Origin of the sequence: Coprothermobacter proteolyticus DSM 5265 (genome assembly GCF_000020945.1) — a bacterium.
In the GTDB taxonomy this organism is placed as follows: domain Bacteria; phylum Coprothermobacterota; class Coprothermobacteria; order Coprothermobacterales; family Coprothermobacteraceae; genus Coprothermobacter; species Coprothermobacter proteolyticus.
In genome coordinates, this window is record NC_011295.1 from 123,104 (window position 1) to 147,728 (window position 24,625).

The 24,625-nt window shown below is 45.4% G+C and carries 17 protein-coding genes and 1 riboswitch; of the genes, 5 read left to right on the forward strand and 12 right to left on the reverse strand.

Going from position 1 to position 24,625, the window contains the following annotated elements; translation table 11 throughout:
• Nucleotides 1-4: 4 nt before the first annotated feature.
• The 7 genes from COPRO5265_RS00555 to COPRO5265_RS00585 form a co-directional block, all read right to left on the reverse strand.
• Nucleotides 5-298, reverse strand: a complete 294-nt coding sequence (locus COPRO5265_RS00555) for an Asp-tRNA(Asn)/Glu-tRNA(Gln) amidotransferase subunit GatC (protein WP_012544202.1) — start codon at nt 296-298, stop codon at nt 5-7.
• 184 nt (nt 299-482) lie between these two features.
• Nucleotides 483-2,906, reverse strand: coding sequence for an ABC transporter substrate-binding protein (locus COPRO5265_RS00560; RefSeq protein WP_041735515.1), 2,424 nt, complete (start codon nt 2,904-2,906; stop codon nt 483-485).
• Nucleotides 2,907-3,031: 125 nt separating this feature from the next.
• On the reverse strand, nt 3,032-5,455 hold the full coding sequence (locus COPRO5265_RS00565) for an ABC transporter substrate-binding protein (RefSeq protein WP_041735517.1): 2,424 nt from the start codon (nt 5,453-5,455) through the stop codon (nt 3,032-3,034).
• Between the two features lie 135 nt (nt 5,456-5,590).
• Nucleotides 5,591-7,654: a ligand-binding sensor domain-containing protein gene (locus COPRO5265_RS00570; RefSeq protein WP_012544795.1), complete on the reverse strand. Its 2,064-nt coding sequence runs from the start codon at nt 7,652-7,654 to the stop codon at nt 5,591-5,593.
• Nucleotides 7,647-9,647 (reverse strand): NAD-dependent DNA ligase LigA, encoded by a 2,001-nt coding sequence (gene ligA / locus COPRO5265_RS00575; RefSeq protein ID WP_012544108.1) that lies wholly within the window; start codon nt 9,645-9,647, stop codon nt 7,647-7,649. Before ligA ends, COPRO5265_RS00570 begins: the two co-directional genes overlap by 8 nt.
• A 77-nt stretch (nt 9,648-9,724) precedes the next feature.
• Nucleotides 9,725-10,204 carry a DUF2344 domain-containing protein gene (locus COPRO5265_RS00580; RefSeq protein WP_012544559.1) on the reverse strand — a complete coding sequence of 160 codons (480 nt, stop codon included), beginning with the start codon at nt 10,202-10,204 and terminating at the stop codon, nt 9,725-9,727.
• Nucleotides 10,186-11,928 (reverse strand): radical SAM protein, encoded by a 1,743-nt coding sequence (locus COPRO5265_RS00585; protein WP_041735519.1) that lies wholly within the window; start codon nt 11,926-11,928, stop codon nt 10,186-10,188. The genes COPRO5265_RS00580 and COPRO5265_RS00585 overlap by 19 nt, the downstream gene beginning before the upstream one ends.
• Nucleotides 11,929-11,998: 70 nt before the next feature.
• A riboswitch (molybdenum cofactor riboswitch) is annotated at nt 11,999-12,130 on the forward strand.
• Between the two features lie 12 nt (nt 12,131-12,142).
• Here COPRO5265_RS00585 and COPRO5265_RS00590 point away from each other — a divergent pair.
• Both COPRO5265_RS00590 and COPRO5265_RS00595 read left to right on the forward strand, forming a co-directional pair.
• A complete protein-coding gene (locus tag COPRO5265_RS00590) occupies nt 12,143-13,942 on the forward strand; it encodes an aldehyde ferredoxin oxidoreductase family protein (protein ID WP_012544409.1) in 1,800 nt (599 codons plus the stop codon).
• Entirely contained in the window at nt 13,929-14,222 is a 294-nt protein-coding gene (locus tag COPRO5265_RS00595; protein ID WP_158300391.1) for a MoaD/ThiS family protein, read from the forward strand. Before COPRO5265_RS00590 ends, COPRO5265_RS00595 begins: the two co-directional genes overlap by 14 nt.
• Here the strand turns inward: COPRO5265_RS00595 and hydF are convergent.
• From hydF to COPRO5265_RS00615, 4 genes are all read right to left on the reverse strand, one after another.
• A complete protein-coding gene (hydF, locus tag COPRO5265_RS00600) occupies nt 14,165-15,439 on the reverse strand; it encodes a [FeFe] hydrogenase H-cluster maturation GTPase HydF (protein ID WP_012543568.1) in 1,275 nt (424 codons plus the stop codon). The two genes, COPRO5265_RS00595 and hydF, sit on opposite strands and share 58 nt — an antisense overlap.
• Entirely contained in the window at nt 15,436-16,482 is a 1,047-nt protein-coding gene (gene hydE, locus COPRO5265_RS00605) for a [FeFe] hydrogenase H-cluster radical SAM maturase HydE (RefSeq protein ID WP_012544659.1), read from the reverse strand. Before hydE ends, hydF begins: the two co-directional genes overlap by 4 nt.
• 215 nt (nt 16,483-16,697) lie before the next feature.
• Nucleotides 16,698-18,128, reverse strand: coding sequence for a [FeFe] hydrogenase H-cluster radical SAM maturase HydG (hydG, locus tag COPRO5265_RS00610; protein ID WP_012544765.1), 1,431 nt, complete (start codon nt 18,126-18,128; stop codon nt 16,698-16,700).
• 17 nt (nt 18,129-18,145) lie between these two features.
• Complete coding sequence (locus COPRO5265_RS00615; RefSeq protein WP_012543899.1) at nt 18,146-18,388, reverse strand: TM1266 family iron-only hydrogenase system putative regulator; 243 nt, start codon at nt 18,386-18,388, stop codon at nt 18,146-18,148.
• 252 nt (nt 18,389-18,640) lie between these two features.
• Between COPRO5265_RS00615 and COPRO5265_RS00620 the strand changes: the two genes are divergently transcribed.
• Nucleotides 18,641-19,711 (forward strand): radical SAM protein, encoded by a 1,071-nt coding sequence (locus COPRO5265_RS00620; RefSeq protein ID WP_012543462.1) that lies wholly within the window; start codon nt 18,641-18,643, stop codon nt 19,709-19,711.
• A 38-nt stretch (nt 19,712-19,749) separates the two neighbouring features.
• On the forward strand, nt 19,750-20,988 hold the full coding sequence (locus COPRO5265_RS00625) for an adenosylhomocysteinase (RefSeq protein ID WP_012544118.1): 1,239 nt from the start codon (nt 19,750-19,752) through the stop codon (nt 20,986-20,988).
• 10 nt (nt 20,989-20,998) lie between these two features.
• Here the strand turns inward: COPRO5265_RS00625 and COPRO5265_RS00630 are convergent, their stop codons facing one another.
• A complete protein-coding gene (locus tag COPRO5265_RS00630; protein ID WP_012544446.1) occupies nt 20,999-21,454 on the reverse strand; it encodes a peroxiredoxin in 456 nt (151 codons plus the stop codon).
• A 57-nt stretch (nt 21,455-21,511) separates the two neighbouring features.
• On the opposite strand from COPRO5265_RS00630, the gene COPRO5265_RS00635 reads away from it, so the two are divergent.
• Nucleotides 21,512-24,619, forward strand: a complete 3,108-nt coding sequence (locus COPRO5265_RS00635) for a GGDEF domain-containing protein (protein ID WP_143708070.1) — start codon at nt 21,512-21,514, stop codon at nt 24,617-24,619.
• Nucleotides 24,620-24,625 lie beyond the last annotated feature (6 nt).

The window sequence follows — 24,625 nt, forward strand, 5'->3', positions numbered from 1 at the left end:
AACCTTAACCCTCTTCTTCTTTATCTTCGAGCACAGGTTTTACTCTGAGAAAGCCGTTCTTGAGCCTGCTTGGGTCAAACAACCTGGATGCATCAGTATAAGGCAGTGGCTGGTCAGCTCTTAAGAAAGCTGATTGTTCCACGCCGCTTTCGGGCGGTTTCTCAACCACGCTTATCACTTCAAAGGTACTCAGTATGTGGTTCAAGTCCTGAAGCATTTTTTCCTCCAAGCCCAGAGGTAGCTCCAGTTGGGCGAGCTCTTCCAAATGCTTCAGCGTTTCGGGGGATATGTTAAACACAACAAGCACCTCCTGTAAATCACACTTGTTTTCGTGAACATGTGCGTTTCACCAGCGACATATAACCTTTTTCATTATAAAGCACAAGACTGATGTTCTTCATGGCTTTCGTTTGATAAAAAGAAGAGGGGAGCCCAACTTGGGCTCCCCTTTGAAAAGGTTGCTTAGAAATTAGTATGAATGACTACTCTCTGTACCACCAAGCGATGTTCCAAGTGTGAGCTGCTACGTCCAATCCAAGATCGTATCCTTCAATGTTCAGCTTAACGGCGTCATGCTGATCATGCCATACGATTGGCATTTCTGGCATGTAAACACCAAAGTAGAGTCTTCCGAAATCCTTGTAAGCTTTTGTTCTTTCAGTCATGTCAAAACTGGTCCATTTATTCATGAGGGCGTCTGCTTCAGCGTTACGGAAACCACTGTAGTTCTGTCCCTGATAACCGTTGGACTTAGATGGGATGTATCTGGACATGTACAGGGTGGTTCCACCTGGTTCAAGAATACTGCTCTGGCCCCAAGCAAACAAGCCGATTTCGAATGTTCTGTGAGGTAGTACTGTGTTAAAGAAGTCAGAGGAGTTCAAAGGCTGCATACTTAAGTTGATACCAACCTGCTTGTACTGTTGCTGGATAATCTGCAACGTGTTGATACGGTCAGTTCTGTTGGTGGTCTGAGCAAGCAAGCTGAGTTTCTTTCCACCTTTGGCGTATACTCCGTCAGTACCCTTAGTTAAACCTGCCTGTTTCAGCAACGTATCAGCCTTTCCTGGGTCATATATGAACACATTCTTGAGGGATGGTTCATCAAAGGCACTGCCGGGTAGCACGTGGTAGTAAGCCAGTGGTCTCATGCCGTAGTAAACACGGTTGGAGATGTCTTGGCGGTTGATAGCATAGGACAATGCTTGACGTACTCTGTTGTCGCTTAGGAATGGGTGGGTGTATGCTACGCCTGGCTTTGGAGCATCAGGTAGATTGTTAGGATCGTCAAAGTTAACGGTGAAGTGCTCCCAGAACACCGATGGTATGCTGTTGAGCTTGTACTGCTTTAGGAAGTTACTGTTTGCAGAAAGCGTCTTGGCGTTTTGTGTGTTGATAACACCCATTACAGCTACATCGGGCTGACCTCTGAGCAGTTCTGCTAAACCAGATTCAGCGCTTCTGAAGGCGAATACGACTTTATCGAAGAGTCCAGGGCCTAAGAAGTAGTTTGGATCAGGTACAAATTCCATGTAGCCCTTCTGCACCCAGTTGGTAATCTTGTAAGGCCCAGTGTGCATGGGTTTCGTGTTGTAGGAGCTGTTTACAATGGCTTCAACGTTCTTGTCCATGACCTCTTTTAAGTTCCTAGGTAGGGTGTAGGAAACATCGGATAGATAAGTCATTTCTTCGTCGTGCTTAAGCACAAAATCGATGGTCTTTGGATAGGTTACCGTGGTCTTCAAAACGTTTTGCTCGAACCAGTGTTTCGGGTACAGTGGTAAGCCGTACTTGGCATAAACGTTGTAGGGGTTTTCCTTATCCACAGCAGTAAAGTACACTCTGATGGTGTAATCATCCAGCTTCTCAATTCTGGCTACACTGTCATAGGGGTCAAGTCCTGGTACGGGCATATCTTTAGCCAAATACAGCAATGTACCAAAGATAAAGTCATCAGCGGTAATAGGTTGTCCATCGCTCCACTTAAGACCCGGTCTTAGGCCAAAATCGTACCTCATGTAGATGTCAACCTGTGTTCCGTCTTGCAGGGTTATTTTCTGTGGTTTCTCATAGATGACCTGCTTGCCGTTCTCAGTGGTGGGTACCCAGCGTCCCATCTGTGGCCACCAGTTGCCTCTCCAGTCAGAACCTTGCTCACCGTCCATAATTAGCGCTAGGACTTGAGTCATGGCTGCCATGGAGTCTAGGGCGCTGAACAACGTGGCTGGCTCCTGTTCCTCAACGATGTACAGCTGTCCACCTTTCTTTACAGGCCACTTCATCTTGTAAATGGTGTAAGCTGCTTCTCCTCTGGTGGCTGCCTTGTCTGCAGCAATTAACCTGCCAGGCTGCCTCCAAGAGAGTACTTGATACCTGGGCATAATGGCTGCTGTTAGCCATCCCTTCGCCCAGTAGTTGGTGTACTTGCTTTCATCACTGGAAAGATAAATTGGGTTCTTTGCATACTGATCAATGGTGGCTTGTGTTACGCCTAGTCCCCTTAAGCCGACTACTGCCAGCTCTGCACGGGTTACTGGGTTGTTGGGTCTGTAAGTGCCATCTTCGTAACCAGTTACTAAGCCAGCTTTTGCAGCTGCGTTAACGTAACCGTAATACCATGTGCCTTTTGGTACGTCTTTGAAGTACTGTTTGGAAGTCTCCAGCGGCAGTTTCTTGAGGTTGACCAACAAGGTGGCCAATTCTGCACGATTTAAAGTGGCGTCTGGTGCGTACTGTGTAGCAGACCTTCCTTTTACGATACCTGCATCAGCTAATTTAGTGATGTACTTGTAATACTGATGCGTCTTAGGTACGTCGGAGAAGTTAGCTGCATTGACAGGGGAGAACCCCACAAAGGATGAAGCTACTAGCATAACTACCAGCAGCCCCACTGCAATTTTCTTCACACCCCACACCTCCTATGTGAGAAAGTTGTAATTTATTATACCACACCGTAGAATACTTAAATGAATAGAGGGGAGCCAACTTGGGCTCCCCTCTGAAAAGGTTGCTTAGAAGTTAGTATGAACGACTACTCTCTGTACCACCAAGCGATGTTCCAAGTGTGAGCTGCTACGTCCAATCCAAGATCGTATCCTTCAATGTTCTGCTTAACTGCGTCGTGCTGATCTGTCCACAGTATGGGTATTTCTGGCATATAGACAGACCAATAATTCTTGGTGAAATCCTTGTAAGCTTTTGTTCTCTCAGAAGTATTGAAACTATTCCATTTCGCGATCAAAGCGTCTGCCTGGGCGTTACGGAAACCGCTGTAGTTCTGACCCTGATAGCCATTTGCTTCAGAAGGAATGTAAGAGGATTGGTAAAGGGTATTTCCGCCTGGTTCAAGAATGCTGCTCTGGCCCCAAGAGAAGAGTGCGATCTCAAACTGTCTGTGAGGTAGGACTGTGTTGAAGAGTGGACCGGCGTCTAATGCTTGCATGTTTAGGTTAATACCCACTTGCTTGTACTGCTGCTGCACAAGCTGAACAACACGGATGGGGTCTGTGGAGTTACCCATGTTTGCAAGTAAACTGAGTTTGTTGTTACCCTTAGCGTAAATGCCGTCACTGCCTTTCTTAAAGCCTGCTTGTTGTAAAAGGGTGTTTGCTTTAGCTGGGTCATACGTAAAGACGTTCTTCACAGAAGGTTCGTCATAAGGCGTTCCTGGGAGAACGAAGTTGTAGCAAAGAGGCCTCATTCCATAATAGATACGGTTAGAGATATCTTGACGGTTCATAGCATAGGACAGTGCTTGACGTACTCTGTTGTCGCTTAGGAATGGGTGAGTGTATGCTACGCCTGGTTTGGGGTCCTTTGGTAGGTTCTTTGGATCGTCGAAGTTGACGGTGAAGTGCTGCCAGAATACTGAGGTTACGCTGTTGAGTTTGTATTGCTTTAGGAAGCTGGAGTTTGCGGCCAGTGTCTTTGCGTTTTGTGTATTGATAACACCCATGATGGCTAAGTCAGGCTGTCCTCTGAGTAGTTCTGCTAAGCCGGATTCCACACTTCTGAATGCAATGATCACTTTGTCGAAGAGTCCAGGGCCTAAGAAGTAGTTTGGATCAGGTGCAAATTCCATGTAGCCCTTCTGCACCCAGTTGGTAATCTTGTAAGGTCCAGTGTGCATGGGCTTTGTGTTGTAGGAGCTGTTTACAATGGCTTCAACGTTTTTGTCTATGACCTCTTTTAAGTTCCTAGGTAGGGTGTAGGAAACATCGGACTGATACTGCATCTTAGCGTCGTGTTTAAGTACAAAATCAACAGTCTTTGGGTAGGTTACCGTGGTCTTCAAAACATTCTTTTCGAACCAGTGTTTCGGGTACAGTGGTAAGCCGTACTTGGCATAAACGTTGTAGGGGTTGTTTTTGTCTACAGCTGTGAAATAAACTCTGATGGTGTAATTATCCAGCTTCTCAATTCTGGCTACACTGTCATAGGGGTCAAGTCCTGGTACGGGCATATCTTTAGCCAAATACAGCAATGTACCAAAGATAAAGTCATCAGCGGTAATAGGTTGTCCATCGCTCCACTTAAGACCCGGTCTTAAACTAAAATCATACCGCATGTAAATGGGTACTTTGGTTCCGTCCTGTAGCGTAATGGTCTGTGGTTTTTCGTAAATGACCTGTTTGCCGTTCTCAGTGGTAGGTACCCAGCGTCCTAACTGTGGCCACCAGTTGCCTCTCCAGTCAGAACCTTGCTCAGCGTCCTGAACCAATGCCAGTATCTGGTTCATGGCTGCCATGGAGTCTAAGGCGTTGAACAACGTGGCAGGTTCTTCGCTCTGGATAATGTACAGCTGTCCGCCTTTCTTTACAGGCCACTTCATCTTGTAAATGGTGTAAGCTGCTTCTCCTCTGGTGGCTGCCTTGTCTGCAGCAATTAACCTGCCAGGCTGCCTCCAAGAGAGTACTTGATACCTGGGCATAATGGCTGCTGTTAGCCATCCCTTCGCCCAGTAGTTGGTGTACTTGCTTTCATCACTGGAAAGATAAATTGGGTTCTTTGCATACTGATCAATGGTGGCTTGTGTTACGCCTAGTCCCCTTAAGCCGACTACTGCCAGCTCTGCACGGGTTACTGGGTTGTTGGGTCTGTAAGTACCATCTCCGTAACCAGCTACTAAGCCAGCTTTTGCAGCTGCGTTAACGTAACCGTAATACCATGTGCCTTTTGGTACGTCTTTGAAGTACTGTTTGGAAGTCTCTAATGGCAATTTCTTGAGGTTGACCAACAATGTGGCCAATTCTGCGCGAGTTAAAGTGGCGTCTGGTGCGTACTGTGTGGCAGACCTTCCTTTTACGATGCCGGCGTCAGCCAATTTGGTGATGTACTTATGATACTGATGGCTGGCAGGCACGTCGGAGAAGTTAGCTGCATTTACCGGGGAGAACCCCACAAAGGATGAAGCTACTAGCATAACTACCAGCAGCCCCACTGCAATCTTCTTCATGCTTCACACCTCCGCATATGCCGATTCCTTATGAAGCATTATACACCATAAGCACTGCAATGCTATTTAATATTCCAATAATATTTAAGAGAATGCATACTTATAATAACATGCGAATAACGACGAGGTATTCTTTTAATACGGCAGTAAGGAATATAGGCTACTAACGGCTTTTTGTCTGGTTAACGCACCACTATCGCGAAAAAGATAGGAAAGTTCAGGAATCCAGTTTTGAACAATATTTCTTTGCGCATTTAACCTGTAGTCCAGGTCCAATCGAAAGCCTTTCTGCTCCAAAGCTGCAATGTAGGGTTTTGCCCAGGTATCTGCTCGTGCGTTTGTAGAAACGTTAGAAGGCCTAATGTCCTTTAATCGTGCATAGAACACGGCCAGTTCTTGATAAGTAAGCGTTTTTGTGGGATAGGTTTTTCCATGGAATCCTGCCAGAATGCCAGCTGCCTGTAACTTTGATGCCTCTTCTTTTCCTATGCTACCAAGCCAGTCCACCATGTGGGAGGGTTGCCATTGGTAGATTTTGCCTCCAATGAAGAGCTTTAAACTACTAGTGTCCGATAGCATGTTGTCTGGAAGAGCAAGAAGACCATTGCCCCAGTTGTAATAAATTGGTTCTGTTCCCATCTTAACCAAGCCCTTTGTTGTGGAAGCCCACAAGTTTTTACTATTTGCAGGTGAGAAGAGCCTTAATGCATCTAAAGAAGCATAATTGCGAAAACCACTCCACAGTGAGGAGCCATACTTGACCCCTTGGTCTGTAGCAATGAATATGAGTTTGTCTGAGAAGGTTACATCTCGGACATAGAAGTTCCATGTCCCCGACCGGATAACTTTTCCCCAGCTATCTGCAATAATCCAACCTCGGTCTGCAAGTAAGTACACAAATTTCCCGTCAGACCAAAGCGACTTGATACCATACAAAGGGATAGCTGTTTTCTGAAAAGTGCCACTGGTGCGGTGTATGGCGTAAAGTTGACCATAACTTGCCAAATACAGCATTCCAGAGGAAGCGCAGTAGTAAGCACTTTGTATAGAGTGAGGGGCTATTTCAAAGAAGGCATCTGATTTTACAGTGTAACGGGACAAGCTGCTTGGATTCACCAAATAAACTTGGTTTGACGTTACCACGGTAACCCAATCCCCTTGGTATGCTTTTACCACGCCAGAAATGTTCGCAGGCCTGCCATCTATGAGAACGATGTTGTTTCTGAGTTCAACTAAGTGCGTACCGCTGTAAAAGGCATCTTGCAGGTAAGATTGAGCTTTGAAAACATTAACGTAATCCAAAAAGTCGTAGGTGGAAAAAAGGCCATTTGGAGTGGCCAAGAAAAACTGTCCTTTCATATAGACCATGTCGTAGATAGTGACAGAAACAGGAAACTTTTTCATGTCCCCTATACGTACGATGTTCTTCCCATCGTAAACATAGACGCTGTCTTCGCTGGCTGCCAGCGCTTTAATGTTACTGGAATAGAGGCCACTATTTACATCCCATCGTTTTAGCAGCCTGCCTTGGAGGTCAAACTGGAACAAGCCTTGAGAAGAAGCTACCCACAACTTTCCGCCACTTACGAGCATTTTTGTGGTGCTGACTGGAGAAATGTAATAGGCATTATTTCCAGTGATTCGCATAATGCCAGACATCGTTCCAACAAATGCCTGATCGCCAGAGCATACTAAGGAGGTTACATTGTTATGGGGAAGTTCGGGGTATTGATAGATGATTGGACGATTGGTGGAGTTTTTGGTGTAAACAGCTAAACCGTTTGGAGTGCCAATGAAAATTTGGTTTTTGCAGTTTGCTGCGGCTGTAACCGAAGAGGCTGGTAAACCATCGCCGGTAGTTACCACGCGCCAGTAACTTTGCCTGAATGGGTATGCAGCACCGTTATCAGTACCCACAATCAGTGACGTGGAGGGATCTGCATTCACTGTTGTAATTTTCACTGAGGGTAAATGAGGTGGCTTAACTTCGGAAAAGACCTTGCCATTCCAAACCAATAAACCTTGGTCTGTTGCCACATAGAGCTTTTCACCGTCAGTAGCTAACGTTTTAGGATACAAGTAGGTTGCAGCGGCAGCTTTTGAATTCTCAGAAACAAACCATGGGCAGCACAATGTCAGTAGCGCAATAATGAGCAAAGAAGATAATACCTTTTTAGAGAGTGATCCACCTTTAACCATTATGTTCTCTTTTCACCATTTTCAAAAATGCCTCTTCATCGATTATAGTCAAACCCAATTTCTGTGCCTTATCCAGTTTTGAACCCGGGTCTTCACCTACGACCACGTAATCCACGTTTTTCGATACGCTGGAAGCTACTTTGCCGCCCAATGACTGAACCAATTTAGCTGCGTCCCCTCGGCTCATGCTTGTTAATGTTCCGGTAAACACGAAGGTGAGTCCCTTAAGAGGCCCTTCTATTGATTCTTGCTCCATTTTTAGTCCCAAAGTTTTGAGCTGGTCGATGAGCTCATGAACCTGAGGGCTCTGCAGTGCTTTTAAGATGGTTTCTGCGGTATCTGTGCCGATCCCTTCAATGCTTGTAAGCTCATCCATGGTTGCATTTAGTAGGGCATTTATGGAACCAAAATGTTCCGCAAGCATTTGTGCTGTCTTTAGTCCAACACGCGGTATGCCCAAACCATAAAGCACTCTAAAAAACGGTCTGTCTTTGGATCGCTGTATATTCTCATAAAGCTTTGTGGCAGAGCGCTGAGCCAATCGAGGCAGCGTGAGTAAATCCTGTACGCTCAGCTTGTACAAATCAGCAATGTTTTTGACTAGCCCCATGTCAACGAGGTTCTCAATAATGCTTTCTCCCAATCCATCGATGTCCATGGCATCACGGGAAGCCCAGTGAAGCAGGTGTCCTTTTAGCTGAGCAGGACACGTAATGTTTACACATTTTAGATATGCTCCGTCCCATTCTGTGGGGCCTCCACAGACGGGGCAAGTAGTAGGAGGCTCAATTTGCTCTTCCTTACCCGTTCTCTTTTCTGCGGCGACGCCTATGATTTCTGGTATGACCATGCCAGCACGTTTGAGTTTCACTACGTCACCTTTTCTTACGTCCAACTGTCTTACTATGTCGAAGTTGTGAAGTGTGGCTCTGCTTACAGTAGCTCCGTCCAAAACCACTGGTTCAAGCATAGCCACAGGTGTTATGATGCCAGTTCTACCTACCTGGAAAACGACGTCCTTTAGCTTAGTTTCCTTTTCCTCGGCTGGAAACTTGTAGGCAATGGCGTAACGCGGAGCATGAGCTGTGGTGCCCAAAATATCCCAGTACCTTAGGTTATTCACTTTTATGACAACCCCATCAGCAGGAAACGGAAGTTCAACCCTGTGTTCAGTCCAATAGCGGATAAACTCTAATGCCTCTTCAATAGAAGATGCTTTCCTGTTGTGTTCATTTATTCTGAATCCCCATTCCTGGCACTGCTTGAGGAAGCGCTCTTGGGTTTCAAAATCCATGCCCTGGACCAGACCAAAACCATAAGGCATGAAGTACAGTTTGCGCTGGGCAGTTATGGATGAATCGAGCTGTCTGATTGAACCAGCTGCTGCATTCCTTGGGTTGGCAAACAAAGGTTGTCCTAAAGCTTGCCTTTGTTCGTTAAGCGCTTCAAAATCCCTTAGCATCATGAAAGCCTCGCCGCGAATTTCTACTACGGGTGGAATGTTTTCACCTTTTAACCTTAATGGAATGGTTTTTATGGTTTTCAAGTTCGCCGTAACGTCCTCACCCACATAACCGTTGCCACGGGTACTACCTCTGACAAAGAGGCCATTTTCATACAAAAGGCTCACAGCCAAGCCGTCTAATTTGTGCTCACAAAAATACTCTACATGTTGCTGGTTCAGTGCGCTCCGAACACGCTGATCAAAAGCCTTTATTTCATCTTCTGTGAAGGCATTGTCCAAGGAAAGCATGGGGACTTCATGGGTTACAGTGGCGAATTCCTTGGCCGGAGGAGCACCTACGCGCTGAGTGGGGCTATCGGGTGTAATAAACTCTGGAAATTGTTTTTCTAGTGTCACCAGTTCACGGTAAAGTTTGTCGTATTCTTCATCGCTGATTTCAGGGCTATCCAGTACGTAATAACGGTAGTTGTGGTACTCAATAAGTTCTCTTAACCGTTCTATTCTCTTCTTCGCTTCTTCCCGCGTCATATGGGGATTACCGTCCTTTTCTTACCTCTTTTGGTTCTAATTCTGCTATATATATCATCAATCTTTAAGAAAGTATTTTAGTCTGTTAAGGCCTTCAGATTTATTGTTTGTCCACTGCTTATGATTTCAATACCAACTTTCGTTGCTTCCCATGGCTTAAGCTGTTGTTCATCTAGGACTTTCTTCAGCCCCTGTTTCTCCAGTTGAAGCTTAAGTACGCCCTTAGGCGTTTGAAAAACTGATAGATAGGGTTCCAATTTGTAACTGAGCACTAGAACGGGCATCTCGTGTGAAGAAAAGAATGGCTGCAGCTCCTCTGCTCTGATTTTTAATGGCTCCTTCGTTGGAATGAAAAAGGGTTCTCCCAGTGAACTTACACCCAAAGGTAATGCAGAAGGTGTTTGCAGAAGGATGCGTTCTTGGAAACCTTCTGTATAAAGGAGTGGCAAGTTTGCACGTATTAATCCATAGGAGATATGGCGAACATAGTCCTTGTAAGAAAGCCAAGCACTAGCGTCCACCTTTCTAAAGAATATGGTCAAGCCAGCGTGGGCCATAAATCACCACCACAAACTCCGCATCCCAAACAACTCATGCGGCAGTCAGGAGTTAGGAGTCCCTTTCTACTTTTTTCTCTTTGGAGCAAAAGAAAATCCTTAGATGGTCCAACCTTTATGTGATCCCAAGGCAGAGGTTCTTCTATATCTCTGGCTCTTAAGTACTCCATGGGATCCATGCCCAGCTTTTCCCATGCTGACTGCCAAAGGAAATGTTGACCGTACTGCTCAGAAGTATCGAATATGGCTCCTTCTTTCCATGCTAAAAGCACCAAATCAGCCACTTTTGAGTCGCTTCTGGAGAGCACTCCTTCAAGGAGTGAAAACCACGGGTTCCTGAACGAAACATCAATCTGTTTCTTCAAGTGTTTCTGAATAAGGGTATATTTCTCGAGCGTTTCTTCAGGTGATATTTGACGTTCCCACTGGAACGGTGTAAAGGGTTTAGGAACAAAGGAAGCCACTGTGGCATGTATGCGGCTTCTCCTATTGTTCTTGAAGGCAATGGTGTCAGCTTCATTAAGCAGTGACACAATGTCGAGCACATCTTTTTCGGTTTCTTCAGGTAGACCGACCATGAAATAAAACTTGAACTTGCTCCACCCGCTTTTAGAAAGAAGATCCACGGCTTGAAGGATTTCTTCATTGCTAAATGGTTTGTTTAGTTTTTTCCTAAGCTGGTCAGAGCCGGCTTCTGGTGCGAAAGTCAGGGTCAGATGTCTAGTTGGATCCACTTTTTTAAGAAGGTCTGTATCCAAAGAATCAAGCCTTAACGAAGGTAGGCTCATGCTCAAATGTTCACCAGATAAAAGGTCTACCACTTCGCTTAGTTTGGAGTAATCAAAGGTGGACAGTGACAGTAGGCCTACCTCAGTAAAGCCCGTTGTTTGTTTTATGCTTTTAACAAGCTCCACTACTTCATGGGGTGGAGTCTCCCTTACGGGTCTGTAGTAGGAGCTGGCATGACAGAAATGGCAACCGCGAGTACACCCACGGGCTAACTCCACTACTGCACGTTCCTGCACAGCTTCCACATTAGGAACTATGAACTTTGTTGGGTAGAAAATGCTCTCTCTAATTACGTGATGCTCCTTAGCGGTGTTTCTAAGCGCTGGTACATAGATGCCAGGAAAAACTTTGGCGAGCTCAGACAACGTTTCTCTTCTATCGGCACATTGCTGCTTAGCCTTTGCTAAGAATCTTACTAATTCATCAATGACATCATCGGCTTCGCCTATGAAAACTGCATCCAAGAATGGTTCAAAGAAAGACGGGTTGCTTATGGCAGGTCCACCAGCTATGACATAGGGATCATTATTTGTACGTTCCGATGACATAAGGGGAACTTGTCCCAAAGAAAGGGTTTCCAATACGTTTGTAGCTCCCAGTTCTGTGAGAAAATGCACAGCAATTACGTCAAACTCATATAGTGGTCTTTTGTTCTCCAAGGACCACAAAGGTAAGTTCTTTTCTCTTAGTAGTTTTATGGTGTCTATTGCTGGTGTAAACACGCGCTCAGCCAACAAATCCTCTTCTTGGTTTATGAGGAAATAAAAGAGCTGCATCCCATGATATGACATGCCTACTTCATAAAGATCAGGATAAAGTAAAGCCACCTTGTAAAGTGTCTTTTCCCAATCTTTAACAATGCTGTTAAATTCTCCACCAAGATATCGTGAAGGTTTCTCCACGCTATAAAGCTCAGCATTTGAAAGCATAGACATATTAAAAGTATAGCATTCAAAATAACAGTGGCTCGGACTAGTCATATTTATGTAACTTTTATGGTAAAATGATGCAAAGGCGTTCCGAGTCTGTGTGCCTAAAGCCGTTCGTAGGATTGGAAGGCAAGGGCGTCAGACCGATGGGTGAAGCTGGAAACGGCTCCGCCTGCCACCTTCGCAAAGGGGCGCCAGACTTTGGCGGAGGTGAAGCTAAATGGGTTATGCTGGGAAGCTACTCAGGGTTAACCTGAGCACAGGGGAAATAAAAACCGAGCAACTGGACTTCGCTTTATCGCGCATGTTTCTTGGGGGCAGAGGTTTGGCAAGCAAGATACTTTACGATGAAATTGACCCCAAGGTAGATCCACTTTCTCCAGAAAATAAGATCATTTTTGCTGCAGGTCCACTCACTGGGACAAATGCTCCCACAGGCGGACGTTATATGGTTATTACTAAGGGGCCACTTACTGGTACCATAGCTAGCAGCAACTCTGGGGGTTTCTTCGGAGCTGAGTTGAAGTTTGCAGGCTACGACATGGTCATATTTGAAGGTAAATCTGATAAGCCAGTTTACCTTTCCATACATGATGAAGAGGTTCAACTTAAGGATGCAACACAGTTGTGGGGCAAGGATGTATTTGAGACCACAGACATACTGGCAAATGAGTTTGGTGATGGTAAAGCTCGCGTTTCATGCATTGGCCCTGCCGGTGAAAACTTGGTTAAATTTGCGGGTGTTATGAACGATAAGCACCGTGCTGCTGGTAGAACAGGCGTTGGGGCTGTCATGGGAAGCAAGAACCTAAAAGCCATTGTGGTAAGAGGCAGTGGAAGGCCAAAACCAAGTAGCCCTGATTTTATGGAGGTAGTAAGACAAAAAATCAATATCATAAAACAAAATCCCGTAACTGGAGAAGGTTTACCAGCACTGGGTACTAAAGTACTTGACAACATTATCAACCAATCAGGTGCATACCCCACAAGAAATTTCCAGGAATCGGTTTTTGAGAGAACTCATGAAGTGTCTGGAGAAGCTTTGGTGGAAAAGAAGTACCTGAAAAAGAATACGGCATGCTTCGCCTGCCCCATCGGTTGCGGTCGTGTCATAACTCTGCCAAACGGTATTGACTCTGAAGGACCTGAATATGAAGCAGGCTGGGCCTATGGTGCAGATTGCGGTGTTGATGATCTGATCGCCATCTGTGAGGCAAATCATCTTTGCAATAAGTACGGCATTGATCCCATATCTGCTGGTTCTACCATTGCCTGTGCCATGGAGCTTTATGAGAAAGGTTATCTGCCCAAAGAAGACCTTAACAAAGGGCCTGAGCCCATATTCGGTAGCTCTGAAGCCATTGTGTACTATACAAAAGCCATAGCTTTTAGGGAAGGGCTAGGGGACAAGCTGGCTGAGGGTAGCAAACGACTTTCAGAAATGTACGGACATCCTGAATTTGCTATGCACGTAAAGGGACAGGAACTACCTGCTTACGATCCAAGAGGTGTTCAAGGACACGGTCTTCAGTACGCTACAAGTAACCGTGGTGGATGCCACGTCAGAGGTTACATGATCTCTCCCGAAGTCTTGGGTATTCCTGAAAAGTTGGATCCTCAGGAGCTCAACGGCAAGCCAGAATGGGTAAAGACCTTCCAAGATTTGACTGCGGTCATTGATTCTGCGGGATTGTGTCTGTTTACCTCGTTTGCACTTACAGCTGATGATTACAGGGACCTTGTAAATGCTGATACGGGTTTTAACTACACCACAGAAGAACTAATGAAAGTTGGCGAACGGGTTTGGAACTTAGAGCGTTTGTTTAACTTGAAGGCCGGATTTACCAAAGCTGACGATACACTACCGAAACGGCTTCTTGAGCAGCCTGTGGCAGAAGGACCCAATAAAGGAGCTGTGCATCACCTGTCTGAACTGCTACCACTTTATTACCAAGCGCGTGGCTGGAATGAAGATGGCGTTCCCACGCCGGAGAAACTAAGCGAGCTTGGTCTGGAGTAGGATGAAGCTCGAAGTAGAGTTTTTTGCAACGCTCAGGCTAAAACTACCGAAGCCTACATACGAAGTGGACATGCCAGAGGGGTCCACTGTTAAAGACTTAATGCGAGAATTGGATAGAATAACGGGTCAACCTGTAAGTGAAGAACTGTTCCGGGGAGACGAAGTTATCCCCGGAACAGTTCTGCTTTTGAACGGTAAGAACATTCTTCATTTGAATGGCATTCATACGCCACTAGAGCCTGGTAAAGTAGCTGTGTTTCCGCCTGTCGCGGGCGGGTAACTAAAGGCTAAAAGCGGTTTTATGGCTTTCTCCAATGACCCATGCAGATAGGAAATGAGCATACCGTAATTCACTACTGGCAGGTCTAAACGTTTAGCTAGTTGCATGCGTCTCATGAACATATTCCTGGTGAGCACGCATCCACCACAATGAATGATGAGCTTGCAACCTTGTAAGCTACTTGCTTCAGGAAACTCCTTACCAGCGAAAAATTTGTATTGCAGCTTTATATGCAACTTTTCTTCAATCCACCTAGGTATTTTTACTCTGCCTATGTCGTCGCATGTGGGAACGTGCGAGCAAGCTTCTACAACAGCCACGCAGTCACCATCATGCAGCTTTTGTAAAGCGTTTATGCCTTCCAAGAACAATGTTAAATCACTTTTGTTTGCTGCTTCCAGAATGGAAAAGGTAGTCAATGGAATCTGCGGTGGAACCACCTTGTCCACGTCTATGATAACTTGAGAGTCGGTGACCACTAGGTCCACGTTGTACTGCAGTTTTTCCAGAGTTTCTTTGAGCTCAGGCGGACGCGTTACCACGGCAATCCCACCGTGGTCAATAATGTCTCGGATGGCTTCTACCTGCGGCATGATGAGTCTTCCTTTGGGTGCAGCTTTATCTACTGGAATTACGAGAACGGCAGTTTTATTTTGACCTAGTAAATGTGCTACAAGAGGCTTTTCTTCTTCATCAGGTAAAAGGGAGCTGAGTACTTGAATGAGCTCTGATATGTTTTTCCCTTGTGCGGCAGCCACCTTCACCACAGGCACGTTAAAAGGTTCATAGTCCTTTACAAGGGTCTTTGTGTCTTCTGTTACATCGCTTTTATTTACGGCTATGACAAAAGGAATGCTCAGGTTCCTTAGCAGACTCACTATGAAATCTTCGAAAGCCCCAGGCTTGTCATCTACCACCAGTATGGCTGCGTCAGCTTTATATAAAGCTCTTTTTGCCCGTTCTACGCGTTTTTGCCCCAGCAGCCCTTCGTCGTCTAAACCAGGCGTGTCAATGAGTGTTACTGGACCCAGTGGTTTGACCTCAAGGGTCTTGTAAACTGGGTCGGTGGTGGTACCAGGAACATCACTCACGAGAGCAATATCTTGCCCTGCAATGGCATTGATGAGCGAAGATTTCCCAACGTTACGTCTGCCCACAATGGCAATGTGTTTTCTAAAAGCCGTGTGGGGTATGAGTCCTTCGTTTAGGCTGGTCATTGCTGTTCTTTAATCCTCCTTTTGCGGTAACCGTGGCTTAAGCTTACCGTGTATCCAGCAGATTTTACGAGGGCTTTTGTGCATTCGCCGCAGGCCACGTCGTTTTCCATAACACATATTTTGTTTGGATAAAGTACGTACTCTGCTCGGTAAGGTGAAGGGGTGAAGTTAGGCATGATAACATTCGCTCCACACTTTAGTGCCATTTGCCTGCCTTGTGGGTGGATACTGCCCAAAGCTGTGGTGGCTGGTATGTTAGCATCAGGCAGGAAGAGTCTTGTCAGCGCTACCATTTTCAATGTTTTTTCCAGTGTCCCTTGCGGCGCATCTCTAAGAGGTGTATCAGGGTGTGGAATGAACGGACCAATGCCAATCATGTCGGCATCCAACTCGTATGTGAACAGGATGTCTTTTGCCAGAGCAAAGTCGTCTTGACCTGGCAAGCCTACCATGGAACCTGCACCGACTTCATAACCTAATCTTTTAAGTTCCAGTAAGTGCGCTTTTCTGTTTTCCAATTTGTCACCTGGATGGAGTTTTTCATAAAGCTCTTCATCGGCTGTCTCATGTCGCATCAGATAACGATCAGCTCCCAACGCTTTCCAATAGCTGTATTCGTCGAAAGATCTTTCCCCTAAGCTCAACGTAATGGTTAAACCAAGGGATTGAATGGCACTTATGATGTCACCGAGCGTCTCTTTTGTGTAGAAAGGGTCTTCTCCCGATTGAAGCACTACGGTTTTTATACCTTGTGCGCTTATGATTTGTGCTCTGTCAACGATTTCTTGGGGGGTCATCCGGTATCTGTGTACATGCTTGTTCTGTGCTCGTATGCCACAGTAAAGACAGTTGCTGGAGCAGTAGTTGGAGAATTCTATAATGCCCCTGAGAAAGACTTCTGTTCCCAGGTATTTCCTTCGGACCTCATCAGCTTTTGCAAAGAGCTTTGGTGTTAGTTCTTCGTTTGACAAGACGAAAGCTACCTGTTCCAATGTGACGCTGTCAGGATGGTTGAGAATTCTCGTCAAAATATCTTCGTACACAGTCAAGCACCTTCCAGCCCCAATCCTTCATTTGCTTGCTTATTTGGTCGCACTGCACAAAGAGTGCAAAGCGCTCGTTTTCACAGAGAATGAATGGCTCACTGTAGCGCTCTTCACCAGCTTTCAAAGGGTGTAAGTAGGACATCCTTCTCCCAACTTTTTCGCATACCCAAGCCTTGCATTGAAACTGCTGGCAAAATCGTTCCAGGAGCATTTCACAATCGGACATCGTGTTCATGGTTCTTAACACGCTCCAAGAGCCCTTTTACCATGCTGCGCCTGTTTTCAGGCATTTGCATGAGTTCCTGTTCAATCAAAGCTTCACCTATCTCTTTTGTTTTTGGCGAAGCGTAGTCCATGAGGTACTCTTCAAAAGTCAATAGTGCGTTTGGCGTGCAAAAGTTTTTAACGAAACCTGGTATGGCAAACTCCATAAAATGCTGACCGGTTCTGCCTGCTCTGTAACAGGAGGTGCAAAAAGAAGGTATGTAGCCGTGGGATGCCAGTTCATATATGACTTCGTCCAAGGGCCGCGTGTCACCCAGTAAGAACTGACTTTTCTTAACCTCTTCAGGGTCGCTTGCTGAATAAGAACCAATACCAATGCTGGAACCGGCATCTATTTGTGAAACGCCCATCTCCAAAGCTTCGCGTCTGATTTCTGGCTTTTCGCGAGCTGTGAGTATCATGCCGGTATAAGGGACAGAGAGCCTGATTATGGCGATGAGGCGCTTGAAATCATAGTCGCTAACTTTGTAAGGAGGGTTTTCTGCCATGGGCGTATTTACAGCAGGTTCCATGCGAGGGAATGAGATTGTGTGCGGACCCACGCCAAATCGTTCTTCCAAGTGCTGGGTATGGTACATTAACCCCATTACTTCGAACTTCCAGTCATAAAGTCCAAACAGTGCTCCAATGCCCACATCGTCAATGCCTGCTACCATGGCTCTGTCCAAGCCATAGAGCCTGTACGTGTAAGAGGATTTTGGTCCGTGGGGATGTAATTTCTTGTATGTCGGCAGGTGGTATGTTTCTTGAAAAATCTGAAACGTACCAATGCCTGCCTCCTTTATGATCTTGTATCCATCCACTGTTTGCGGTGCTGCATTCACGTTTAGGCGCCTGATTTCTCCAGGTCCGTTTTTAAAAGCATAGATCTTGCGAATTACACCTGCAATGTATTCGGGTGAATACATGGGATGTTCCCCGAATACCACAATGAGACGTTTATGCCCACGGGAGGTTAGAGCATAAAGTTCCTGCTCCAACTCTTCGTCGGTGAGCGTTTTTCTAATTAGTTCCTTGTTCTCCACACGGAAACCGCAGTACAGGCACCCGTTGATGCACTCGTTGCCCACATAAAGAGGAGCAAATAGCACGATACGGTTTCCATAAACCTGTTGTTTTAGCTTCTTCGCTGTTTGGAATATTTCCTCAACCAATTCGGGATCTTCTGTATTAAGAAGAGTGGCTGTTTCACGTGGAAGCAGACGTTCCTTATTCATTGCCTTTGCCAAAATGTCTCTGACCTCGGCTGGGTCTGGGTTACGGGTTTTTTCCAGCAGATCGAAGATTTCCTGATGCGGAATGAAACATTCAGTATCGCTTTCGCTTAATGTATTGGCTATTTTTATACCGTTTGCCATACTACCTCAGCTCCTCATCATTTCAGGGGTAACGTTTTTACTTGGACACTTTCTAACTGACCCAGCTTACCGGTTAAACTTCCTAAAACGTCATTGTTTGCCTTTACCACCAGTAGGATGATGGCTGCGTTCTCTTCAGGTAGTGGGTATCCCACACGAAGGCGAATGTCCTCAGCAAAATCATGGAGTAATTCATTCACCTGCTTGTAGGCTTTTTCACGGTTGTTAATGATGATGTTCACGATGTAAAATCTTTCCAATTTAAAGACCTCCTTTTTGTTGGCACCTGGAAAAGGAGGCTCAAGAGGCTTGAAAATGTTGCTGCGCCTTTGCCTTCCTTCCTCGGTGTCAGATCTTGTTAAATCCTCCGCCTCAGAATGGCTAAAATCATTATAGCAGAAAAAAGTGAAAAAAGGAACGATACTTGACTTTATGTCTAGAATTATGCAACGTTTCTCTCAAGCTCGCTACGATTTTGGGTAAATCTACTCAATAACAGCTAAAATAGTTACATGTCGGTGGAATATTACCTGGGTGATGCCAAAGTCCTAATCGAACCAAAATCCTTAAAGCGTATCTATGTGGAACTGTCTAGGGCTTGCAATCTTGCCTGCGCGATGTGTTTCAGACACACTTATGAGGATCATACTCGAGCACTCATGGACGAGAAGACTGTCCAAAAAATGCTCCAAGAAGTGGTCAATTCTCCAGCTGAAGAGGTCATCATTGGGGGCATAGGGGAACCGCTTATGCACCCACTCTGGAAGAACGTTGTGAAAGAGTTAAAAAACGCCTACAAGAGAGTTACGATAACCACCAACGGTACTCTTATAAATCGTGAAGTTGCCGAGTTCCTTGTGGATCAGCGGGTAGATGAGGTGTATATATCAGTGGAATCTTCTCCGCTGGGGCATAACAACGTAGAAAACACCTTTGCTGTTGGTGATCTCATAACTGAGCTGAAACAACGAAAAAACAAGATGCGCCCCATCTTATCTGCAGAAGTGGTTTTAACAAAGAGTTCCTTAGTAGAGGACCTTGAGCTCATGAAGAAACTTAGCAGACATGGCATCAGGTATGTACTAATAAACAACTTACTTCCCACAGCACCTGAATTGGATAAAGAAGTGCTTTACGTAAAAGACAGAGCTAGTGATCTGCGTTTCAAGCTTTCTTCTGAACTTTATGCAAGAGTTGGGGTGGAGTACCCAGAATTCTGTATAAAAACGGAGCGTCTTTGCAGGTTTGTAGAGAGGAATTCCTTAGTCATAGCAGCTGATGGAAGTGTATGCCCTTGTTATCGCTTTTTACATGATGGCTCAGAACGGGTGTTCGGTAGAGAAAAGGCGCTTCACAGTCACGGGTTCGGTAACATAAATGAAGATTCTCTCATGAATATATGGAATAGTTCTGACTACACCATCTTTCGTTTCAAGGTGCGCTATGCACTTTATCCTTCATGCGGGGACTGTTTCCTTAGGGACGGTTGCAGTTTTCTCTGGGATGACAAAGCAGATTGCTGGGGGAATATGCCCAGCTGTGGAGACTGTCTGTGGTACCGGCAAATTATTCTTTGTCCTTAAGCTGGTAAGCAAGAAAGAAGAAAGGAGCGTGTTATAGGGTGAGTGAAGTGAAGAATCCAGCGTTGTATGGTGATGGGCTGGTGAAAATTGACTGGGTTAAGCGATTTATGCCTGTTTGCGGGGAGTTGGAAAAGGCCTATGCTAAGGAGAAACCGTTTCAGGGTTTGACCATTGCTATGTGCATCCATTTGGAGGCTAAAACAGCACGTCTGGCTTTGCTACTAAGAGATGCTGGTGCTAAGGTAGTCGTTACCGGGAGTAATCCACTCTCAACACAGGATGATGTGGCTGCTGCCCTTGAGCACGAGGGTTTAGAGGTTTTTGCCTGGCGCGGTGAGACTTCAGAAGAATATGAGCGGAACTTACAGTGTTTGCTTTCTTTCAATCCTGATCTGATTTTGGATGATGGTTTTGATTTGACCACCATGTTGGTGGAGCGTTTTCCACAAAAGGTTGGGAAGGTTATTGGGGTTACGGAGGAAACTACAACGGGTCTTATCAGAGCCAGAAACATGGCAAAAGCTGGTAAGCTGCCTTTTCCAGTCATGGCAGTGAATGATGCACGAGTAAAACACTTATTTGACAATCGTTACGGTACTGGAGAATCCTCTGTCTACAGTTTCATGCACAACACGAATCTACTCATAGGTGGGAAAACCTTTGTCGTGGCTGGTTTTGGTTTTGTGGGCAGAGGCATTGCTGAGAAACTCAGGGGTTTGGGTGCGAAGGTCATCGTCACTGAGGTGGATCCAGTAAAAGCATTGGAGGCGCACGCGGAAGGTTTTACTGTGATGAGTATGGATGAAGCTTGCCAAGTGGGCGAAGTATTCATAACTGCCACAGGTAATACCGGTGTTATACGTGAAGAACATTTCCTCAAGATGAAAGATGGAGCCATTTTAGGCAATGCGGGGCATTTCAATGTGGAAGTAGACGTGGAGGCTTTGGAGAAATTGGCTCAAGATACGTATGAGGCTCGGCCCAACATTATGGGCTACAGAATGCCAAATGGAAAAGTGCTGTTCCTTATTGCAGAAGGCAGGCTCATGAATTTAGCTGCAGGCCAGGGGCATCCAGCTGAGATTATGGATCTTTCTTTTGCCGCACAGTTTCTCTCGCTCAAATACTTGATGGACAGCAAAGGCACGTTGCAGCCTCAGGTACTGCTGGTTCCTGCAGAGATTGATGAAGAGGTAGCTCGGATCAAACTCGGTTCTTTAGGTATAAAAATCGACCAGCTCAGCCGAAGCCAGGAGGAGTACTTGAATCGCTGGTAAAAGAGCTTGCTCAGTTTTTCATAAACTCTTTAATGTGATCAAATACTTCTTGAGCATGGCCAGCTACTTTTACTTTTCGCCACTCCTTAATTATTTGATTGTCCGGGTTTATGACAAAGGTGCTTCTCTCAATGCCCATGGTCTTCTTGCCGTACATATTCTTTTCTTTCCACACACCTAGCGCTTCAGCCAACGCGTGATTCGGGTCGCTTAATAGTACAAAGGGGATGCCTACCTTTTCCTTGAACTTTTTCAGTCTTTCCACATTATCAGTGGACACACCGATGACGGTCACACCCAAGGTTTTGAAATCCTCATAAAGCCGTGAAAAATCTTCAGCTTCCATGGTGCAACCCGAAGTCATAGCCTTGGGATAGAAGTACAAGACTTTCCAGCCTTGGAAATCACTTATTCTTACCGATCTGCCATCTAGATCTACGAGTTCGATCTCTTGCCAATGTTCCATTTTTGTCACCTCACTTTTGAGCTCTGTTTATTTGCTTTCTTAGATTATAATTTCATTATGTTTCAAGAGTGGGAGGGGCTTCTGCAGAATACTAAGGGTATTGTTTTCATTGATATACCAACAGGAAAAGGACGTACATATACTCTAAAACAGCTGAAGAAAGTTTGCAAAGTAAAGAGTTTATACAGTTTGTATTATTCTCCCCTAACAGGTGTAGGGCAGCTCTTCTTTGATCTGTTAAATGGTGTTCGAGAAGACTTTCTTGAAGAGTTTCCTGAGCACGGACCTGTTATAAGACGGTATCTGCATCATCGATTTTACCCGGCTCTCAGCTCATTTAAGCCATATAGGCCTCTGACTGTTAGTCAGGAACAAACACTACTTCTAAGTGCCATGGTGGATTTAGTCAGGGCTTCAGGTATAAAGTACTGGTTCATAGATGATTGGCTACAGGACGATTACAATTATCTGTTTTCTGTGGTTCTGCCAGAGCTGGTGGCCGCCACCGACATAACTGTAGTGGTGGTGGGAGATGCTTTCCCCAGAGAATGGGCTGAAACCGTTTTGGAAAACAGTTCTCTTGATGCATTCTTTGGAGATGATTGTTTAGCTAAATACTGCCGTACATTTGGATTCAGTGAACAAGACATTGAAAAAATGATTTCGGAAACGGAAGGGAATTGGCACGAACTTCTTTTCTTGTGTCAGACGCGTGCTACGAATCTAAGTGATGCTCTCAAAAGGGCAATGAGTGCACTTCCCGAGCAAGCATGTGATTTATTAAACGGATTCGCTGTTATGGCTGAGAGAAACAGTGCATTTATAAAAGATATCCTTTTGGGCGAGCAAAGGGATTACTCTGCATTGGAAAAGCTGGAGCAACTTCATTTGGTTTTTTGGGAATCACCTCTTTACAGGTTTCCTTCACCTCGAGTGAGAGAGCTGGTGCGCGAGCGAATACCGCAGTCTGAGCAAAAAGCTATTTTGGAAAGTGTGACCGATGCTATGGCAAAGGTGGGGTACAGCGACTACTGGGGAAGAATTGCTACTCGCTATCGTACCTGGGGTAAGAGGAAAAAAGAAGCCTTTGCTCTTCTGATGGAGCTACGGGAGAAAAAAGGTACAGCGGAAGTAATGAAAACAATAGACAGATTGGACCAGTTGGGAGTCAATGGTCCAGGTTACAGAAGGCTAAAAAGTCTTTGCCAATACTGGACAAACAACCTGCAGGGTGCAGTGGAAACGCTGAAGGCGCTTAAGAATCCAAACCTGGTGGATTTGGCTAACCTTATTAGGTTCCTGTCTTACAGTGGGCAAATAGCTGAAGCGGATAGGTTAGCGTCAGGACTTTTGAGAGACAGGGAAGTCATCTGCAATTCGCTGTTCTTCCCACGAATTGCGGGAGACCTGTCTTTACCGTTTGTCCTAAAGGGAAGGTACAGGGAGGGTTTGGAGCTTCTAGAGCAGTTTCTGGAAGTCATAGTTGGTAAACCCTATCTAAGGGAGCATTTGGGAGTATATTACAATAGTTTGGGGGTTCTCCTTGCCTACAACGGGCGTCTTTATGCGTCTTACGATGCCCTGCAGCGGGGTCTGGAGGTCATGGGATCTCTGGAAGGATCAGAGGTGCATCTAAGGCTTCTGATAAACCTATCTGATACAGCTTTGGAGCTTGAGGGGCCTTCTGCTTCTTTTAAGTACGTAAATGCAGCCTTTCGTAGCACTGCGCCTTGTAACCTTGCATTGAGAGCTGTAGCTTTGTCAAACTATTGCGCGACTTACTTTCAGTTCATGGGACTGCCAAAAGAAGCATTGGAGGAACTCATTTCACTTATGCCGGAGGCCGATACTAAAACACGTTTTGATGTGGGTGAAGTTGTAGTTGGTACTTATTGGTTAAGTGGGATGGGAAACTTGGCCAAGAGCGTACTAACAATGATGAGTGCTGAGAATGACGAACAGCATTTTAGATATGCTGTTTTTCAGGCAGCACTAGGTCTATGCTCTTGGAGTGAAGAGTCCTTCCCTTCAATCGGTCTTAGCTCAAGTTTTCCTTTGTACCCAGTTATGTGGCTGTACAAGGAGAACCCTGAAAAACTTAAGGGCTTGAGCCTATTTAGCAGTGACCGCCCCATAGTACTTTTCTTCAGAGCTCTTAGACAGAGAGACACAGTAGAGAACCTCATGGCGTTTGCTGTGAGAGCTGAGCACGGTTGGTACCTCGCAGATGCCATGTTTATCTACGAACTGTTAGCTTCTCTGGTAGAAGGAGAGGAAAAAGCAGCGTTTTTAGAAGAAGCCTTGCGTTTAGCTACGCTTTTAGGCTTTTCTGAAAAAGCGAGGCTTTTGAGGAAGCAAATACATGAGTTGAATATTCCGTTGGTCCATAGTATGAACCTGCAGATGTTAGAGAAAAGCCTTCTTTCTTTACCTTTGGAGCAGGCTACGATTAGCGGATTCATTAAATACTTAGGTAACATTCTTAGCCACTTCTATGAGGATTTCTTTCTTTCCATAAGCTGGGGGGAAGAAATTTATCGTACTGGAAGAGAGCGAGTTAGCGGGTTTGCCATCGACATGTGCCTACCGCCCTTCTGGGGCACTTTCGTAGTGAAGAATGGGAACGTAGCTGACGCCTTGGTTTTAAAAGCTGTCCTCTTATCTGTGGAAAGAGTTTGGGGAATTCGCTATGGTACCAATGATGCTCTAACAGGTCTATTTAACAGGAACTTTGGTCTGGAAGTGCTTAACAGACTTTGGAGTGACTATGAAAGAAGCGGCAGGTCTTTTTCGGTCATATTCATGGACGTAGATAATCTGAAGAACATAAATGACACGTTGGGGCATCCAGTGGGCGATCAGGTGCTACGTGAGGTTGCTTTTGGTCTGAAAAAACATCTTAGACAAAGCGATTTCGCTGTGAGATGGGGTGGCGATGAGTTCCTTGTTATCTTGCTTCAAAGTGACGAACAAGGGGCACAAAAAGTGGCAGAAAGAATAGAAATGGAGCTTGCTAACAGTCCAATGCCAGTCGGCCTCAGTTACGGAATTGTGGAAGCCAAGGAAGTTTTAACTTTGGAGGAACTTCTCAGAACATCAGACGCACGGATGTACCTTCAAAAGAGAAGCAAGAAAACGCGAAAAGGAGAAGATGAAAGAACGTAGAATTAT

Bases quoted from the DNA above. Each gene is read 5' to 3' on its own strand.
- hydF (WP_012543568.1), bottom strand. From the start codon at position 15,439: ATGACCAGCCTAAACGAAGGACTCATACCCCACACGGCTTTTAGAAAA.
- ligA (WP_012544108.1), bottom strand. From the start codon at position 9,647: ATGACGCGGGAAGAAGCGAAGAAGAGAATAGAACGGTTAAGAGAACTT.
- COPRO5265_RS00635 (WP_143708070.1), top strand. From the start codon at position 21,512: ATGTTTCAAGAGTGGGAGGGGCTTCTGCAGAATACTAAGGGTATTGTT.
- COPRO5265_RS00630 (WP_012544446.1), bottom strand. From the start codon at position 21,454: ATGGAACATTGGCAAGAGATCGAACTCGTAGATCTAGATGGCAGATCG.
- COPRO5265_RS00590 (WP_012544409.1), top strand. From the start codon at position 12,143: ATGGGTTATGCTGGGAAGCTACTCAGGGTTAACCTGAGCACAGGGGAA.
- hydG (WP_012544765.1), bottom strand. From the start codon at position 18,128: ATGGCAAACGGTATAAAAATAGCCAATACATTAAGCGAAAGCGATACT.
- COPRO5265_RS00565 (WP_041735517.1), bottom strand. From the start codon at position 5,455: ATGAAGAAGATTGCAGTGGGGCTGCTGGTAGTTATGCTAGTAGCTTCA.
- COPRO5265_RS00585 (WP_041735519.1), bottom strand. From the start codon at position 11,928: ATGTCTATGCTTTCAAATGCTGAGCTTTATAGCGTGGAGAAACCTTCA.
- COPRO5265_RS00580 (WP_012544559.1), bottom strand. From the start codon at position 10,204: ATGGCCCACGCTGGCTTGACCATATTCTTTAGAAAGGTGGACGCTAGT.
- COPRO5265_RS00570 (WP_012544795.1), bottom strand. From the start codon at position 7,654: ATGGTTAAAGGTGGATCACTCTCTAAAAAGGTATTATCTTCTTTGCTC.
- COPRO5265_RS00620 (WP_012543462.1), top strand. From the start codon at position 18,641: ATGTCGGTGGAATATTACCTGGGTGATGCCAAAGTCCTAATCGAACCA.